The 18,167-nt window shown below is 53.9% G+C and carries 16 protein-coding genes; 10 read left to right on the top strand and 6 right to left on the bottom strand.

Annotation, left to right across the window (positions count from 1 at the left end):
• Positions 1–15: 15 nt before the first annotated feature.
• Positions 16–1,851: a glutamine--fructose-6-phosphate transaminase (isomerizing) gene (gene glmS / locus BOC67_RS19430; protein WP_291912588.1), complete on the bottom strand. Its 1,836-nt coding sequence runs from the start codon at positions 1,849–1,851 to the stop codon at positions 16–18.
• A 258-nt stretch (positions 1,852–2,109) separates the two neighbouring features.
• Positions 2,110–4,479, bottom strand: coding sequence for a prolyl oligopeptidase family serine peptidase (locus BOC67_RS19425; RefSeq protein WP_291912587.1), 2,370 nt, complete (start codon positions 4,477–4,479; stop codon positions 2,110–2,112).
• Between the two features lie 104 nt (positions 4,480–4,583).
• Here BOC67_RS19425 and BOC67_RS19420 point away from each other — a divergent pair, with 104 nt between their 5' ends.
• Entirely contained in the window at positions 4,584–5,114 is a 531-nt protein-coding gene (locus tag BOC67_RS19420) for a histidine phosphatase family protein (protein ID WP_291912586.1), read from the top strand.
• Between the two features lie 78 nt (positions 5,115–5,192).
• Here BOC67_RS19420 and mgtE read toward each other — a convergent pair whose 3' ends face one another.
• Both mgtE and BOC67_RS19410 read right to left on the bottom strand, forming a co-directional pair.
• Positions 5,193–6,569, bottom strand: a complete 1,377-nt coding sequence (mgtE, locus tag BOC67_RS19415; protein ID WP_291912583.1) for a magnesium transporter — start codon at positions 6,567–6,569, stop codon at positions 5,193–5,195.
• 57 nt (positions 6,570–6,626) lie between these two features.
• The gene (locus BOC67_RS19410; RefSeq protein WP_291912582.1) at positions 6,627–7,505 is read right to left on the bottom strand and encodes a bestrophin family protein; all 879 of its coding nucleotides are present in this window, start codon (positions 7,503–7,505) and stop codon (positions 6,627–6,629) included.
• Positions 7,506–7,646: 141 nt separating this feature from the next.
• Here BOC67_RS19410 and BOC67_RS19405 point away from each other — a divergent pair, with 141 nt between their 5' ends.
• The 7 genes from BOC67_RS19405 (at position 7,647) to BOC67_RS19375 (ending at position 15,065) form a co-directional block, all read left to right on the top strand.
• On the top strand, positions 7,647–8,081 hold the full coding sequence (locus BOC67_RS19405; protein WP_291912580.1) for an SET domain-containing protein: 435 nt from the start codon (positions 7,647–7,649) through the stop codon (positions 8,079–8,081).
• Between the two features lie 126 nt (positions 8,082–8,207).
• Complete coding sequence (locus BOC67_RS19400; RefSeq protein WP_291912576.1) at positions 8,208–8,687, top strand: MarR family transcriptional regulator; 480 nt, start codon at positions 8,208–8,210, stop codon at positions 8,685–8,687.
• Between the two features lie 24 nt (positions 8,688–8,711).
• Entirely contained in the window at positions 8,712–10,280 is a 1,569-nt protein-coding gene (hutH, locus tag BOC67_RS19395) for a histidine ammonia-lyase (protein ID WP_291912574.1), read from the top strand.
• Positions 10,258–11,928 (top strand): urocanate hydratase, encoded by a 1,671-nt coding sequence (gene hutU / locus BOC67_RS19390; protein WP_291912572.1) that lies wholly within the window; start codon positions 10,258–10,260, stop codon positions 11,926–11,928. The genes hutH and hutU overlap by 23 nt, the downstream gene beginning before the upstream one ends.
• Positions 11,929–11,938: 10 nt before the next feature.
• Complete coding sequence (hutI, locus tag BOC67_RS19385; protein WP_291912570.1) at positions 11,939–13,168, top strand: imidazolonepropionase; 1,230 nt, start codon at positions 11,939–11,941, stop codon at positions 13,166–13,168.
• A complete protein-coding gene (gene hutG / locus BOC67_RS19380) occupies positions 13,165–14,169 on the top strand; it encodes a formimidoylglutamase (RefSeq protein ID WP_291912568.1) in 1,005 nt (334 codons plus the stop codon). The genes hutI and hutG overlap by 4 nt, the downstream gene beginning before the upstream one ends.
• 65 nt (positions 14,170–14,234) lie before the next feature.
• On the top strand, positions 14,235–15,065 hold the full coding sequence (locus BOC67_RS19375; protein ID WP_291912566.1) for a CHAD domain-containing protein: 831 nt from the start codon (positions 14,235–14,237) through the stop codon (positions 15,063–15,065).
• On the opposite strand, the gene purU is transcribed toward BOC67_RS19375, so the two are convergent.
• Complete coding sequence (gene purU / locus BOC67_RS19370) at positions 15,062–15,925, bottom strand: formyltetrahydrofolate deformylase (protein WP_291912564.1); 864 nt, start codon at positions 15,923–15,925, stop codon at positions 15,062–15,064. The two genes, BOC67_RS19375 and purU, sit on opposite strands and share 4 nt — an antisense overlap.
• A gap of 60 nt (positions 15,926–15,985) precedes the next feature.
• Between purU and BOC67_RS19365 the strand changes: the two genes are divergently transcribed.
• Together BOC67_RS19365 and BOC67_RS19360 are read left to right on the top strand one after the other, a co-directional pair.
• Positions 15,986–16,459: a metallophosphoesterase family protein gene (locus BOC67_RS19365; RefSeq protein WP_291912562.1), complete on the top strand. Its 474-nt coding sequence runs from the start codon at positions 15,986–15,988 to the stop codon at positions 16,457–16,459.
• A gap of 87 nt (positions 16,460–16,546) precedes the next feature.
• Positions 16,547–17,584: a DUF4421 domain-containing protein gene (locus tag BOC67_RS19360; RefSeq protein WP_291912558.1), complete on the top strand. Its 1,038-nt coding sequence runs from the start codon at positions 16,547–16,549 to the stop codon at positions 17,582–17,584.
• Here the strand turns inward: BOC67_RS19360 and BOC67_RS19355 are convergent.
• A complete protein-coding gene (locus BOC67_RS19355; RefSeq protein ID WP_291912556.1) occupies positions 17,581–18,165 on the bottom strand; it encodes a TIGR00730 family Rossman fold protein in 585 nt (194 codons plus the stop codon). The two genes, BOC67_RS19360 and BOC67_RS19355, sit on opposite strands and share 4 nt — an antisense overlap.
• Between the last annotated feature and the right edge of the window lie 2 nt (positions 18,166–18,167).

The raw sequence follows: 18,167 nt of genomic DNA, 5'->3' as shown, positions 1-18,167 counted from the left end.
GATACTTTCTTAAGTCTATTCTACTGTTACACTCTTCGCCAGGTTCCTTGGCTTGTCTACATCATATCCTTTGGATACGCCGATGTGATAAGCGAGTAACTGTAGAGGTATAACACTAATGATTGGCGCCACCAGTTCATCTGCCGCAGGAACCATAATTACGTCATCAACCATAGGAGGGATAGTGGTGTCGCCTTCGGTTACCACCGCGATCACCTTGCCTTTACGGGCTTTGATCTCCTGAATATTACTTACAATCTTTTCGTAGAAACTATCTTTTGTAGCCACGATCACCACCGGTAAATTTTCGTCTACCAGGGCGATAGGGCCGTGCTTCATTTCCGCGGCGGGGTAGCCTTCCGCATGGATGTAGGAAATCTCTTTCAGCTTCAGCGCGCCTTCCAGGGCAACAGGGAAGTTATAGCCGCGGCCGAGGTAGAGGAAATCGCGCGCATCCTTATATTTTTCTGCAATCGCTTTTACCTGATCGTTCAGTTGCAGGGTGGTGGCCACTTTTTTGGATATCTGATCCATTTCGTTCAGCAGGTGCTGGAAGCGCTGGCCGGTAATGGTGCCTTTTTCCATGGCTACTTTCAGGCCAATCAGCGCCAGTACGGTGAGCTGGGCGGTAAAGGCCTTGGTGGAGGCCACGCCAATTTCTGGGCCTGCGTGCGTATAGGCGCCCGCGTCAGACATACGCGCGATGGAAGAACCCACCACGTTACATACGCCCAGGATGATCGCGCCTTTTTGCTTGGCGCTTTCTATGGCCACGAGGGTGTCCGCCGTTTCGCCGGATTGGGATACCGCGATGATCACATCTCCTTCGCCTACTACCGGGTTACGGTACCGGAATTCGGAGGCATATTCCACTTCAACGGGAATACGGCACAGCTCTTCAATCATGTATTCCGCTACCAGGCCCGCATGCCAGGAGGTGCCGCAGGCTACGATGATAATGCGTTTCGCATTTTTCAGCAGTTCCATCTGGTCCCGGATACCACCCAGTGTAAGCGTGCCCGTAGGCGCATCCAGGCGGCCGCGTAAGCTGTCGTGTATAGTTTGGGGCTGTTCAAAAATTTCCTTCAGCATGAAGTGGTCGTAACCGCCTTTTTCGATGGCTGCCAGGTCGATGTCCAGCTTTTGGATATACGGCGTCTGGCGTTCGTTGCTGATGTTTTTCAGGATCAGTTCATCCGCTTTGATGATGGCAATCTCATAATCGTTTACATACACTACTTCTTTGGTGTATTCCACGATAGGAGAGGCGTCGGAAGCGAGGAAGTGTTCGCCTTTACCCACGCCGATTACGAGCGGACTACCTTTGCGGGCAGCGATGAGCGTGTCCGGGTTATCTTCGTCCAGCAGTACAATAACATAGGCGCCTACTACGCGTTTCAGCGCAATGCGCAAAGCTTCCTCGAGGGTGGAGTCATTGCTTTTCTTAATCTCTTCTATGAAGTGCAGTAACACTTCCGTATCCGTATCGCTCTCGAATACATGACCTTTGCTCTCCAGCTCCTGTTTGAGCTGTACATAGTTCTCGATAATGCCGTTGTGCACCATGGCTAATTTACCGTCGCCGGATTTGTGGGGGTGGGCGTTACGGTCGCAGGGTTCTCCGTGGGTGGCCCAGCGGGTGTGGCCGATGGCGATATGGCTGCGCATATCTTTACCGGAAGCGTATTCTTCCAGTGCCGCCACTTTGTCTTTTTTCTTGTAGACTTTGAGTCCATCATTGATGATAGCAACTCCCGCGCTGTCGTATCCGCGGTATTCCAGTCTTTTAAGGCCTTTCAATACGATCGGGTAAGCTTCACGCTGCCCGATATAAGCTACGATTCCACACATATGGTTTCTTGTATTTTAGATGAGGTTTGGTTGCGAAGAATAATTATTTAAAACTGCCAATTGGCTGACAGCTAGTTTTTCGGTCCATGAAATTTCAAAGCATTTCACAACCATGACGCGTGCAATTTTTACAAAAAATAAAATAAAAAAAGGGATACGGTGAGATGTTAAGCAGTTATTAACGAAGTGTTAATACTGTTCTTCATCGTTCACCGTATCCCTGTATGTCTTGTTAAAGACCGGGGCAGTGGAAGGAGCTTATTTCAGGAGCGTTTCGTTGAATAGTTTCAAGATCCTTTTATATTCATCCGTCCAGCTGGCCGGCGTGGTAAACCCGTGGTCTTCTACGGGATATACTGCCAGTTCCCAGTTGTCTTTTTTGAGTTCAATGAGTCGTTGCGACAAGCGCACGATGTCTTCAAAATGAACATTCGTATCTACCATTCCATGACACATGAGCAACCTGCCCTTCAACCCTTCCGCGTGATAGATGGGGGAGGAGCGAAGATAAGCAATACTGTCCTTATATGGTTCATTTAGTATGTTACTGGTGTACCCATGGTTATAATGGGCCCAGTCAGTAACGCTGCGCAATGCGGCGCCGGCGGCAAATGTACCTGGTTTTGTGAACATTCCCATGAGGGTCATAAAGCCCCCGTAGCTACCTCCGTATATCCCTATCCTGTTGGCATCCACTCCTGCTTTGTTGGCCAGGTATTTTGCTGCATCCACTTCGTCGTCCAGGTCCTTACCGCCCATATAGCGGTAAATGCCCGTACGCCAGTTGCGGCCGTAGCCGGCGCTGCCGCGGTAATCCACGTCCAGCACGGTATAGCCGAGGTCCGTCAGCAGGTTATGGAACATGTATTCCCTGAAGTACTGACTCCACCAGCGGTGTGCATTCTGCAAATATCCTGCCCCATGTACAAAAATTACGCCTGCTCCGTTCTTTTTTGCCGGATCAGGGGTGTAGAGGCGGGCGTAAACCGGCTGATTGTCGCTGGCAGTAATGGTTATCAGCTCCGGCGTCCGCCAGGAATAATTTTTAAATTCCTCGCTTTGGGCCAGGGTCGTCACCTGTTTAGCCTTAGCGCCGGCGGTATTCGGCTGTATATACAGCTCCCATGGCTGGTTGGAAGAGGAATAGCGGAAGGCGATCCACTTTTCATCCGGGCTTACGCTCACTTCATGCGCGCCCTGCATGGTGGTAATGCGCTCCTGTTTGCCGGTGGCGATGTGCAGTTTATAAAACTGTTTTTCGCCGGGATGTACTTCGTTGGTAACAATATAAAATGTCTTTTTATCATTGGAAAGCTGCGCTTCCTGCACCTCGTAATTCCCTGTAGTGAGTTGTTTTAGCTCCCGGGAGTTCACATTGGCAGTGTACAGGTGCGAGTAGCCGCTGGCTTCTGACTGGAACCAGATGGTGTTTTCATCTATCCAGCCCAGGTTGCCGCCGCCCATGCTCCAGCCAATGCCCGGCCCGGCGATCCAGGCTTCGTCCCGCTGGCGGTTGATGGAGGTCAGTTTGCCGGTAGCGCCGTCCAGTAAAGCGATCCAGCGGTCTTTATTATCCATGGAGCGGATGTCCACGATGGCATGCGTACCCTTGTCGGACCAGTAAGGGCCGTTCACAATCACTTCCCTTACCACCGGCGAATCCTTTTTCGTATAGTCCTTCACGTAATCGGGCTGATCCTTTATGCCCGGCAGGTCCTTCGTGTTGATTGCTATAACGGTATCGGCTATACGATCATATACGTAGCTGGTGAAGCTGCCCCGCGGCGCGCCTACTTTTTCACGGGAAGGGATATCCGTTGTAAAGCCGGTACTGGTTACATAATCCGGAACAATGGTGCTTTTGGCATCCTTTGGCGCGGCATACAGCCGGTATGTGATAAAGCGGCCGTCCGGGCTAACCTGCACGTTTTGCAGCTGTTTATCCTCTGTATATAAATTTTTTAAGGGTTTGGGAGAGATATAATCGTAGTAGCGCTTTACGGCATCGGCCTTGGCTTTTTTATCGCGGATAACCTGCAGGAGGTCCAATTGCTGCTGTTTGAGCCATTTCTCCTGGTCATTTCCTTTTTGCAGCTCGTCCTTTTCCGGCGGCGGGGGAGGCCCTTGTTTAAAGCTGCTGAGTTGCGTCAGGCTGCCATCCGCACGGTTCCACGCATATACGTCGCGGCCCTGCTGAAACGCGATCGCAGCGCCGCCGTTCAGGAACGCGGGGGAGCTCTCCAGGGCGGTTGTATTAGTAATACGGGTCACCTTTCCGGATTTCAGTTCCTTCAGGTAGATGTCGCCCTGGTGGGCAAATGCCACCATAGACCTGTCGTTGCTATACACCCCGTTGTTCATGGCCATCAGCATACTGCGCCCGGTGGCCAGCGTCTTTTTAGGCGTGCCGTCTTTTAGCTGGATAAAGTACAGGGAGTCCGCCGGGGCCTTCTCCGGGTTCCAGTTGAAATAGACCGTTTGGTTATCGGTACCCCAGAAGACCTGGTCGGGAGAGGTGCCGATCCACTTCGGATCGCGCATGATTTTGTCCACTGTAAGCGGCGACAGCTGGGCATAGGCGCTGTTGGTTGATAAAAAAATAATGGCAGGGAGAAACCATTTTCTCATAGCAGTTGAGTATTTTGTTAGGGAATAAAAATAATGGAATAATCCCTAAAATGGGGAATAATAGGGATGTCCGGTACGATGTATATATGCCTTAACTTTACAGTATGCGTTTTTTCCTGCTAATAACCATCATGGGCCTGGTGGCCTGCAAGCCGAAGGCTCCCGTGCGGCAGCCGGTACCTGTTTCGGAAGACAGTACTTTCCTCACAGGCACCTTTTATGTAGTGCGCCATGCGGAAAGGTACGAAGGGCCGGACTCTTCCCTGACGCCCGCCGGCTACGAAAGAGCGGGATGCCTCTATCGCCTCCTGAAAGATTCCTTACTCAATAAAATCTATGTAACGCCATACCGCCGCAGCCGGGAAACCGCTGACAGCCTGCGTTTGGCCCTCCGCCTCGATACGGCCGTGTACCGGCCGGATACCACCGGGGAATCCCTCATTTATACCCTCACCCGTCATGAGGACTGGGGCAAGCATATCCTCATCGTGGCCCACGCCAATACCATGCTGCCCATTGTGAAGGCCCTTGGCGGAAAACCTCCTGTTGACTCTATCCGTTCAAACGAGTTTGACAGAGTGCTTGTGGTGAGGAAACTAAAAGGAGGCACGCGGGTCCATTCCCTGCGGTATTAAACATCTCCCCCTAAAAAAATAAATAAAAAAGGCTGTATCCGAAGGATGCAGCCTTTATATATAAGTTGGGCAACTGCCTTACAGCAGGATGCCTTTCATCAGCGTATATGCGACGGTGAAATAGATGAGTAGCCCGGTTACATCCACCAGGGTAGCCACAAAAGGAGCGGAGGAAGTGGCAGGGTCCGCGCCCAGCTTTTTCAGGATGAGCGGCAACATAGAGCCCGACAAGGTGCCCCACAGCACTACGCCTATCAGGGATAAGCCTACCGTAAAGCCAATCAGCACCGTATGATCGCCATAGGTATGGAACAGGGAGTTCCACAGCAGGATGCGGGTAAAGCCGATCACGCCCAGTACGCTGCCCAGCAGCACGCCGGAGATCAGCTCCCGGCGCATCACGCGCCACCAGTCGCTCAGCGTGATTTCCCCCAGGGCCATGGCCTGTATAATAAGCGTGGATGCCTGGGAGCCGCTGTTCCCGCCGCTGGAAATAATTAACGGTACAAATAAGGCCAGTACCACCGCTTTCGCTATTTCATCCTCGAAGAAGCCCATCGCCGTGGCGGTCAACATCTCCCCGATAAATAACACCACGAGCCAGCCTACACGCTTTTTCACCAGTTTAAGCAGGGGCATATCGAGGTAAGGCTCATCCAGGGCCTCGGTACCACCTATCTTCTGGATATCTTCCGTATGTTCTTCATTGGCAATCCACAACATATCGTCGATGGTAACGATGCCGAGCAGGATGCCCTGGTCGTCTACCACGGGGAGGGCTACACGGTTTTCCATCCGGAATACCTGGATGGCCTCTTCCTGGTCGTCGTTGGCATGAAGGGATACAAAGCGGTCGTCCATCAGTGTATGCACCACCGTGTCCGGCGCTACCAGCAGGAACTCGCGGATACGGAAGTCGTCCAGCAGGTGGCCGTTGCCGTCTATGACATATATTACATCAATGGTTTCAGAATCCTTGCCATGCTCCCGGATATAATCCAATACCTGCTTCACCGTCCACTCCTCGCGAACGGCAATATAGTCCGGGGTCATGATACGGCCCACGCTGTTTTCCTTGTAACCCAGCAGGGACAGGGTAATACGGCGTTCTTCCGGGTCCAGCAGTTTAATCAGTTCCTTCACCGCCTCGCTGGGTAACTCTTCCAGGAACGAGGTACGGTCATCCGCCGGCAGCTCGTTGAGCAACTCCGCAATCTTTGCGGGCGCCAGCGATTTAATCACATCCTCCTGCAATGGAAAATCCAGGATACGGAAAGCAGCGGCAGCGCGACTGATCGACAGGTTGTTGATAATAACCCCTGCCTCGTCCGGCTCCTCATGAATGAGCTCTGCTATGTCCGTAATCAGCTGATCATCCAGGTAAACGCTTAATTCACGGAAATTTTTTTCTTCCGCCAGTTCCATGAATTTCTCCTGTAAAGCTTCATTTTCCATGTACAAATCGACTCTAGCTGCGAAATTAAGTTAAAATAGTACGCATCCGGGCATGGCCTATAAGATTTCTCCTACATGTATGCGGATATTGTTACAAATCGTGTCCGTAGGCAGATCATTGGCATCCCGGCCAAAAGGATCCTCAATCTCTTCCGCAATCAGTTCCAGGCTCGCCAGCACAAAGAAGATGAACACGATCATGGGAATGATCAGGTAGCCCAGGCTAAACACATACCCGAAAGGCATGGTCATAATGTAGAAGAAAATAAATTTCTTGATAAATACAGAGTAGGAAAATGGGATCGGGGTGTTCTTGATGCGCTCGCAGGCGCCACATATTTCCGTGAAGGACTGCAATTCGTTGTTGAGGATGATCAGCTGATCGCCGCTGAGCTGGCCGGCCCGGTGCAGTTCCATGATCTTGTTCATGATCATGCCCGCCAGCTGATTGGGGATGTGCTTTTGCTGGTCCGGAGCGAGTGCCTCATTGCCTGGCAGCTGATCCATCTCCTCCGGTAAATAAGTTTTACGCAAATGATTTTTCAGGCTGAAGGCGTAGTTGGGGATCATTGCCCTGAACCATGCTTTGGCGGCTTCGTTCCCGGGTGGCAACATGGCGTTCAGCTTCAATGCCAGGTTGCGGCTGCTGTTCACCAGGGTACCCCATTGCCGCCGGCCTTCCCACCACCTGTCGTACGCCGTATTGGTGCGGAACACAAGCAGCAGGGATATCACAAAGCCCAGCAGCCCGTGCATCAACGAGATGTTCTTGATCTCACTGTTGGAAGAAAGCTTCCATACTTCCAGCTCCAGCCAGGCTATCAGCCCGGAATAAACCGATAAGGCAATAAACATGGGAAACAGCTTCCTGACAGTGTCCGCTTTGTGAATGCGGAAAATGAATGTAAACCATTCCTTCGGGTTGTAATTGATCATTCGCGTTATTTAATTCCAGTACAAAAATACCAAGCCCGGTGATTTATCCTTCCGGGCCGCAAACCTAAAATTTTTCAGGATGATTTTGATAACTTCCCGCTTTAACTTTACTTTACGCCTTCTTTTATATGAAATTGTGCTATGATAAAGCCATACTTGTACGTGCAAAAATCCAAAGGTAAAGGCCGAGGCGTTTTTACCAACGAAGACATTCCGGCAGGAACGAGGATCGAAACTTCCCCGGTACTGGTACTCGACCATGAGGACACCGTGCTGGCCGACAGGACTTTCCTCCACAACTATATATTCCTCTGGGGCGACGACGAATCCGAATCCTGCATAGCACTGGGCTTCTGCTCCATCTACAACCACGATTACTCGCCGAATTGTAAATACGAGATGGACTTCGAAGAGGAAACCATGAGCATCATCACCCGCCGCGATGTAAAAAAAGGCGAAGAACTGCTCATCAATTACAACGGCGAACCTACCAGCAAAGACCCACTCTGGTTCGATATCAAATCCGATACGCCCGAACCTAAAAAGAAAAAGAAATCTAAAGAAAAGAAAAAATAATTACGAATTTTTTTACCAGGTTACCGGAACCACGCTGATTTTCAGAGAAATTCCGGTAACCTGTAATTATGTAGATTCATGATTATTTTGTAATATTGTATAAGTGCTTATATAATTTTTACCAACATGTCGTTTTACGCCTCACTAGGCCACCTGGTATTTGGAACCCGGCTGCGCCGCCTCAGCGAATACTTCCTCATGGAAGTGAATAAAGTTTATGAGCAGGAAGGCATCCCCTTCGATGCCAGCTGGTTCCCGGTATTCTATATCCTCTCCCAGGGCCAGCCCATGCCGCTGATCGATATTGCCGACCAGCTGGAAATATCCCACAGCGCCGTAAGCCAGATGGTGACCAACCTTCGCAAAAAAGGCCTCGTGCGTACGGACTCCTGCAACGACGATCGCCGCCGCCAGCTCGTGGTATTCACCCCGGAAGGAGAGGCCCTGCTCAAACGCGTACAACCCATCTGGAAAGCCATCACCAAAGCCATGGAAAACGTGGCCATGGAGCATAAACACAGCCAGCAGATACTCGCCGCCATCGCGGAAATAGAGCAATCCGTACAGGAAATACCGCTGGCAGAAAGAGTCCGCAAAGAACTGTAATCACATACCAAATCAATCATACCAATGAACAACATTTTCAAATATGGCATCGATACGCTGAGCGTAGGCGCCGTGCTTGATATCGCCAGCGGTAAAGTGAAAGGCATCCTGGCGCCGGAAGCAGTGGAACGCATCCAGGCCAGCGCCGGCTACGTGCAGGCCATCGTAGCGCAGCATACCACCGTTTACGGCATCAATACCGGCTTCGGCCCCCTCTGCGATACCAAAATTTCAGAAGAAGATACCCGCACCCTGCAATACAACATCCTCCAAAGCCACAGTGTAGGCGTAGGCGATAGTATCCCGGAAGAGATTTCCCGGATCATGCTCATCACCAAAGTACACGCGCTCGCACAGGGCTACTCCGGCGCCGCGCTGGCCACCCTGGAAAGGATCATCTGGCATATCGAAAACCGCGTGACCCCCATGGTGCCTGAAAAGGGCTCTGTTGGCGCCTCCGGGGACCTCGCTCCGCTGTCCCACCTCTTTCTCCCCCTCATAGGCCTCGGGAAAGTATGGTACAAAGGCCAGCCAACAGATACGCAGGCAGTACTGCAGGCGGAAAACCTGCAACCCATAGCGCTGGGCCCTAAAGAAGGACTGGCGCTGATCAACGGTACGCAGTTCATCCTCTCCTTTGCTGTGAAAGCCGTGGCGCGACTGCACAACGCGCTCGATGCGGCGGACATCATTGGCGCGCTCTCCCTGGAAGGCCTCATGGGCACCTCCAAACCATTTGATCCGCGCTTACATACCATCCGCCCCTTCCCCGGCAACCAGCTGGTAGCGCACCGGTTGAAGACAATGCTGGATGGTAGTGAGATCATGTATTCGCATGTGGACTGCGGCCGCGTGCAGGACCCATACTCCCTCCGCTGCATGCCCCAGGTACACGGCGCTTCCCGCACGGCCTGGCAGCACCTGCATCACCTGACTACCATTGAACTCAACAGCGTGACCGATAACCCGATCATCTTCAGCGCGGAGGATACCATCAGCGGCGGCAACTTCCACGGCCAGCCCATGGCCCTGCCGCTGGATTACGCTACCGTAGCGGCCGCCGAGCTGGGCAACATCTCCGACCGCCGCTGCTATATGATGATTGAAGGCCGCTTCGGATTACCTAAACTGCTGATCCAGGATGCCGGCCTCAACTCCGGTTTCATGATCCCGCAATACACCACCGCCGCCCTGGTGACGGAAAATAAAACGCTCTGCTTCCCGGCCAGCGCGGATAGCGTGCCTACCTCCCTCGGGCAGGAAGACCACGTGTCCATGGGCTCTATCAGCGGCCGTAAACTCAACCAGGTAATTTCCAACCTGGAATACATCCTGGCGATCGAACTGCTGTATGCCGCACAGGCTATTGATTTCCGCCGCCCGCTGAAATCAGGTCCGGTGCTGGAAGCCGTGCATGCCTTTACCCGCCAGCATGTGCCATTCGCGGACAAAGACCGCATCTTCGCAAACGACATTGCCGCCTTACATAACATCATCACCAATCAATCGCTGGTGAACGTTGCCAACGAAGCAGCCGCCAGCCATCAATTATCCTTAAACGGTATTTATCATGAACAGTTTGGACTTTATTAAAACCTATGCGGCGCACCCGCACTATAAAGCGCCCCATGGCGCTACCCTGCACGCCAAATCATGGCAAACGGAAGCTCCCCTGCGCATGCTGCTCAATAACCTCGATCATGAAGTAGCTGAAAACCCGGATGAACTGGTGGTTTACGGCGGCATCGGCCAGGCCGCGCGCAACCGCGAAGCGCTGGAAAAAATTATTAAAATATTACTTGAGCTGGACGATCAGCATTCCCTGCTGGTTCAATCCGGCAAGCCCGTGGGTATTGTACGCACGCATCCGCAGGCTCCCCGCGTCATGCTGGCCAACAGTAACCTGGTGCCTAAATGGGCTACCTGGGAGCATTTCAACGAACTGCGTGCAAAAGGCCTCATGATGTACGGCCAGATGACTGCCGGCAGCTGGATCTATATCGGCACCCAGGGCATCCTCCAGGGGACCTACGAAACCTTTATGGAATGCGGCCGCCAGCACTTCGGCGGTAACCTCAAAGGGAGGTTGCTCGTCACTGCCGGCATCGGCGGTATGGGCGGCGCACAGCCCCTGGCCGCTACCATGGCGGGCGCCGTGTTCCTCGGCGCGGATGTGGATGCCAGCCGTATCCAGAAACGTATCGATACCCGTTATATCGACCGGATGACGCACTCCTACGAAGAGGCCATCCAATGGGCCAAAGCAGCGATGGAGAAAGGCGAGGCGCTGAGCATCGGCCTCGTGAGCGATGCCGGCGATTTGCTGGAAAGGCTCCTGCAGGATAACATCATCCCGGACATCCTGACGGATCAAACTTCCGCGCATGACCCGATCAACGGTTACGTGCCAAACGGCCTTACCCTGGAAGCCGCGGCAGCGCTGCGTAAGCAGGACCCTGCCACCTACAAGGAGCGCTCCCTCAAAAGCATGGCCCGCCACGTAGGCTTCATGCTGCAAATGCAGCAACGCGGCGCCGTTACCTTCGACTACGGCAACAACCTCCGCGAGTTTGCCAAAGAAGGCGGAGAGCCCAACGCATTTAACTTCCCCGGATTCACGCCGGCGTATATGCGCCCTTTGTTCTGCGAAGGTAAAGGACCGTTCCGCTGGGTGGCCCTCTCCGGCGATCCTGAAGATATTTATACCACGGACCGCGCGCTGATGGAAGCCTTCCCGGAAAATACCCACCTGATCAACTGGCTGCAACAGGCGCAGGAAAAAGTGGCCTTCCAGGGCCTGCCTGCGCGTATCTGCTGGCTGGGCTTGGGCGAGCGGGAAAAAGCCGGCCTGATATTTAATGAACTGGTAAGGACCGGTAAGGTGAAAGCGCCGATCGTGATTGGCCGCGACCACCTGGATTGCGGTTCCGTGGCCTCCCCCAACAGGGAAACCGAAGCCATGAAAGATGGGTCCGATGCGGTGAGCGACTGGACGCTGCTCAACCTCATGTCCAACACCGGCGGCGGCGCTACCTGGGTATCCTTCCACCACGGCGGCGGCGTAGGCATGGGCTACTCCCAGCACGCCGGTATGGTAGTGCTGGCGGATGGTACGGAGCGCGCGGCTGAATGCCTGCGCCGCGTACTCTTCAACGACCCGGCCATGGGCATCTTCCGCCATGCGGATGCCGGCTATGAAAAAGCGCAGGAGTGGGCGGAGAAATTTGGTATTAACCTCTAAAACCAGGCATATGTTAATAGGGCCTTTCGCTCAAATACTGCCGATGACCGGCCTGCCGCTCAAAGGCGCTTTGCAGGATGAACAACTGTCCGTTATTCATAATGGAGGAGTGGTAGTGGGAGAAGGTAAAGTGCTGGCGGTGGGCGATTTCAAGGCCCTGCAACAGGACTATCCTGATCAGGAACTCCGGTTCATCGATCGCCCGATGGTGCTGCTGCCGGGCTTTATAGACTGCCATACGCATATTTGTTTCGACGGTAACCGGAGCCGGGACTACGCCATGCGCATTGCCGGTAAATCTTACCTGGAAATTGCCCGCGCCGGCGGCGGTATATGGGACTCCGTTACCAAAACGCGTATAGCCGATACCGTTACCCTTGCAGAAAATACCGTGGCCCGGGCGAACCGTCACCTCCTCGAAGGTGTTACTACCATAGAGGTGAAGAGCGGTTACGGGCTGGATTTCGACAGCGAGGTGAAAATGCTGCGGGCCATCCGGCAGGCCTCCCTGCATACGCCGGCCACGCTGGTGCCAACCTGCCTGGCCGCGCACATGAAGCCAAAGGATTTCAGCGGCACGGAAAACCAGTACCTGGATTGGGCGCTGGCGGAACTGCTGCCGGCCCTGCAGGCGGAATCCCTCACCAACCGCGTGGATATTTTTATTGAGGAAACGGCATTTTCCCCGGAGGCAGCCGCCCGTTACCTCAAAGCTGCCGCTGCACAGGGCTTCGCCGCTACGGTGCATGCGGACCAGTTTACGGCAGGAGGCGCTGCAGTGGCGGTAGCGGCGGGCGCATTGTCCGCCGATCACCTGGAAGCCAGTACGGACAAGGAAATACAGCTGCTGGCGCAATCCAATACCGTTGCGGTGGTGCTGCCCGGCGCTTCCCTCGGCCTGGGTATGCATTACGCCCCAGCACGAAAATTGCTGAATGAAGGCGCATGCGTGGCCATTGCGAGCGACTGGAATCCGGGTTCCGCCCCCATGGGCGACCTGCTGATGCAAGCCGCGGTGATGAGCGCCGCGGAAAAATTGTCGGCCGCTGAAGTGTTTGCCGCGCTGACGTTCCGCGCAGCGCCCGCCTTGCAGCTGGCTGACAGAGGCCGCCTCGAAGCCGGTATGCTGGCGGACATGCAGGCTTATCCTACCAACGATTACAGGGATATTCTGTACTTTCAGGGTAAGCTGAAGCCATGCCACGTCTGGAAAAATGGTGAAACAGTTACAGCATTATGATAACAAAAGAATTTTATCATCCTACCCAGGCTGCCGCCTGGACGGGACGTACGGACGGTGCGGCGGAAGACCTGCTGCGCTGGCACCAGGTAGTCCGGCAGGTGGACCTGCTGAAGGAGCCGCTGCCCCCGCTGGCCGCAGGCGCTAAAGGCGTGGCCATCCTCGGCTTCGCGTGCGACGAAGGCGTACGCCGCAACAAAGGCCGCATGGGCGCTAAAGATGGCCCTGCCGCCATCAGGGCCGTACTGGGCAACCTCCCCGTACACCTAACGGCAGGGGCTACACTGCTGGACGCGGGCGACATCGCCTGCCTCGACGGGCGTATGGAACTGGCCCAGCAGGTGCTCAGCGAAGCGGTGAAAGCCATTATACAGGCGGGCTACCTGCCCATCGTACTCGGTGGCGGCCATGAAATGGCGTATGGTCATGGCTGTGGTATCCGCGAAAATGCGCGCCAGCAAAAAGCGCGGGTAGGGTATATCAACTTCGATGCGCATTTCGATATCCGCGTGCCGGGCCCCGAAGGCCCCAGCTCCGGTACCGGCTTTTTCCAGCTGGCGCAGGATGCGAAGGCGGCTAACGAACCGTTTAATTACCTGGCCCTCGGCATCCAGAAGCTGGGCAATACCCGCCAGCTCTTTAACCTGGCCGGCGAGTCCGGCGCTACCTACGTAGGCGCGGATGCCTTCCATCTGAACGATAAGGATACGCTGTTTGCGGCCATCCAGCATTTCCTCGGACAGGTAGACCACGTGTACCTCACCACCTGCCTGGATGTATTTGCCGCGGCCTTTGCGCCGGGCGTAAGCGCTACAGCCTACAACGGCATCCTGCCGAATGGCTTGTTCCTCGAGAGCTTCAGGGCAATACTGGCCAGCGGTAAAGTGAAGGGCACGGATGTGGCCGAACTGAATCCCGCTTTTGATTTGGATAACAGAACCGCTAAACTGGCGGCTGCACTGATATTTGAAACAGTGATGGCGTATTGCGGAGAAGACTGATAATTTTTCTTTCCGGGGGGAGCCCGCTCCCCCCGGAATCCTTTACCAGCAGCCCCCCCCGGTATATGATTCATAAAACCTTATATCACTACCTCCGCAAGGAATGCGAAGCCCTGGACACTGCACATCAAAAATTGCAGACCCGGCCACACAACCCCGCCGCCGTACACGAACAGCGTGTAGGCGTGAAAAAACTACGGGCCTTTTTTGCATTGGTACAGCACATCCCCGACTTTTCGTTTAGGTATAACCGTTATCTCAACAAGCTGCGGTTCCTGCAAAACATTGCCGGCATTTCCCGGGATGCGCAGCTGCAGGCCCGCGCGCTCACTGTGCATGAAAAGCGGGGCAACTGGCGCTTTGCCTATGCGCGCCTGCTATTGCAGGAGCGGCAGGCATTGGCGGCGGAACTGATGGTGGCCGCCTCGAAGCGCTTGAAGCTAGGCAGTTTCACCGCGCTGCCGGAGCAATTCCGGGAAAGCCTGGCCGCCGTGGACGCACAACATCTCGCCAAAAAATTATTGGAACAGGTGGAAAATAATTTCCGTGGCATCAGGCCGCCGGCGGGCCGCGCCGGGCATATCGCCTGGCATGGCGTGCGCAAGCAGGTAAAGGAAGTGTATTACCAGCTAACCATCCTGAAAGAGGTATTTCCGGAGGACCCGAAGTATGCCTATATGCTGAATTTTTCCAAAAAAGCAGGAGAGCTGCTGGGCCGGTGGCACGACAGCAGCGAGCTATACCTCTTTGTAAGCAGTACTATCCGCAAGGCCCGCCGGGAGCAATTGCCGGTGCCTGCAAAGGCGGTAAAGCTGCAGGAGGCGCTAAAGCAGGAAACGCAGCAACAGCTGGCATTATGTGCCAGTCACCTCCGGAGCGTGCAAACAGCGTTTTAGAATACGATGGTTTTGTTGCCCAGGACGATCACCCGGTCGTCGATATGCGCTTTAACGGCGCGGGTTAACACCTGCCGCTCAATATCCCTTCCCAGCATCACGAGGTCGTTGATCGCATGCTTGTGGCTTACACGGGCCACGTCCTGTTCAATGATAGGCCCTTCATCCAGTTCATCGGTGACGTAGTGCGCGGTGGCGCCAATCAGCTTCACGCCGCGGTTGTACGCGTGCTGATAGGGGCGGGCGCCGGCAAAGGCGGGGAGGAAGGAGTGGTGAATATTGATGATCCGTTGCGGAAATAAACTCACAAACTGTGGCGATAATATTTGCATGTAGCGGGCCAGCACAATGAAGTCGATCCGCTGCTCCGCCATGAGCTTCGCGATGGCGGCCTCCTGCGAGGCTTTCGTGTCGCCGCTTACGGGCAGGTAATAAAACGGGATGCCCATGGAAGTGCAATCCTTTTCCAGTGTAGGATGGTTGGAAATGACGAGCGGAATATCCACCCCCAGCTCGCCGCTACGCCAGCGCCAGAGCAGGTCCAGCAGGCAGTGGTCATATGCTGACACAAGGATGGCCATGCGTTTGCGCTGATCCGCATAACTGATCTTCCATTCCATATTTAACGGCGTGGCCACCTGCTCCTGGAAGGCGGCTTCAAAGCCGGGCGTATGCGGCATCAGCACTTCCATGCGCATAAAAAAAAGACCTTCCGCCGGATCGGTACTGTGTTGGCTTGCATCCAGTATATTTGCACCTGACTGGTAGAGGAACCGGGAAACGGTGGCCACTATTCCAGGCTTGTCGGGACAGCTGATTAATAACCGGGCAGTATTGGGAGAACTAATATTATTTTCCATAGGGGTATTGCAATCTATGCGACCCAAAATAGCTAAAATACATTGAAAAAAATAGGACTGATGTCGGATACGCACAGCTATCTGCATCCACAGGTATTCAAATATTTTGAAGGCGTTGACGAGATCTGGCATGCCGGGGACATCGGCGATGCAAAGGTGGCGGACGAGCTGGAAGCCTTTAAACCATTTCGCGCGGTATGGGGCAATATCGATGGAAAAGATATCCGTATCCGTTACCCTGAAACGCTGCATTTTACCGTGGAAGACGTGCCGGTGATGATCACGCACATCGGTGGCTACCCGGGCAAATATGCGCCCGGCGTGAAAGCGCAGCTCCTGGAACGCCGGCCCAGGCTCTTCATCTGCGGGCATTCGCATATTCTGAAAGTAATGCCTGATCCGGCATTGAACTTGTTACATATGAACCCGGGCGCCTGCGGCCAGCAAGGCTGGCATAAGGTGAAAACCCTGCTGCGTTTCCAGGTGGATGCCGGGAATATCCAGCAACTGGAAGTCATAGAACTGCCTAAATAAGGCTGAAATCAGGACTTTTATCTATTATTTACTCATTTTTGAATCAGGATTGCGTATCTTGGCCCGCCCTACAACTGATATATGCGTATGGTAACTAGAATAATTTTGTTTTGCTGCCTCAGTTGCTTTGTATGCGCGCATACAAAGGCACAAAGCGCGCTCCTTAGCTGGCTCAAAACAGAAACCGATACGGCATATGTGCAGGATTATACGGACAAGGTAACGTTTCGCTTCTACGGGTCCCGTAAGTTCAACAGCTACGATATCATGGATACCCGGCAGAAGAAGGACATCAAGTACCGCCCCAACTCTCCGTTCAATATCGGCTTTGGCGCCAACTATAAATTCCTGGGGCTTAACCTCGGGTTCAACCTGCCTTTCGTGAACCGGCATAACGACAAATACGGCAAAACCAAGTACCTCGATTTGCAGACGCATATCTATCTCCGCAAGCTGGTGGTGGACTTTTACGGGCAGTCGTACAAAGGGTATTATGTGGCCAACCCCGTGGAAGTGTTCGGGAAGGCGTATGCCGCGCAGCATCCTTATCCGCAGCGGCCGGATATCCGCAGCCTGGCCTTCGGGCTCGGCGGGCAGTATGTGTTTAACGACAAGCGTTTTTCCTACCGGGCGCCCAACCTGCAGAACGAGTACCAGAAAAAAAGCGCAGGCTCCTTCCTGGCAGGCGGCGATATTTTTTATGTGCAGGTAGCGGGAGATTCTTCGCTGGTGCCTTCCAACCTCGCGGATACGGCCTTTTTACACGATATACATTATTACAAGTCCAATATCATGAGCACCACGGCCAGCGTGGGATATGCGTACACGTTTGTGTATAAGGCGCACTGGTTCCTGTCCCTCTCCGTCACCGGCGGGCTTGGCATCAACAGGACCAAACTGTTCCTGGAAAGCGGCGATATCACGCGCGATTTCGGCTGGCAGATCAACAATAACATCCGCGCATCGCTGGGCTATAATTCCCCGTTGTACTTTGCCGGCATTCATTATGTGGCCAATACCAACCGCAGCGAAATGTCGCTCCCGAATACTTTTCAAACCTTCAGCGCGGGCAACTTCCGGGTGAGCATGGTGCGCCGGTTCACGCTGAAGCATAAACTCTTCTAGCTTTCCTTTTCCGAAGGTATCCATTTAGGCCCTGCTGCCGGCTGGTACTGTTCCATCTTTGCTATCAGCTGGTTTATGTCAGGGCTGTGCAGCAGCATGTTTTTATTGGGGGAAGATAAAAAGCCTTTGCTGGTCATGTGTTCCGTCAGGGCGATCAGCGTGTCATAGAAGCCGCCGGAGTTCAACAGCCCCACTGGTTTGCGGTGTAGTCCAAGTTGACCCCAGGTGAGCATTTCGAACAACTCTTCCATGGTGCCGAAGCCGCCGGGGAGCGCAATGACGCCGTCGCAGAGCTCATTCATTTTAGCTTTGCGCTCATGCATGGTGTCCGTCAGCAGGAGGCTGGTGAGCCCTGTATGCGCCAGCTCTTTTTGTTGCAGGAAGTGAGGCAGTACCCCTATTACTTCGCCGCCTCCGGATAAGGCCCCATCCGCTACAGCGCCCATCAGGCCTACGCGCGCGCCGCCGTACACGAGGCCTATTCCCTTTTTGGCGAGCGTGGCGCCCAGGAGCATGGCCTGCTCTTTATAGATATCCTCGTTGCCCATGCTGGAGCCGCAATACACTGCTATTCTCTTCATAA

It is taken from the genome of Chitinophaga sp. CB10 (assembly GCA_001870995.2).
Lineage (GTDB): Bacteria > Bacteroidota > Bacteroidia > Chitinophagales > Chitinophagaceae > Chitinophaga.
This window is presented reverse-complemented; position numbering and strand designations above follow the sequence as displayed.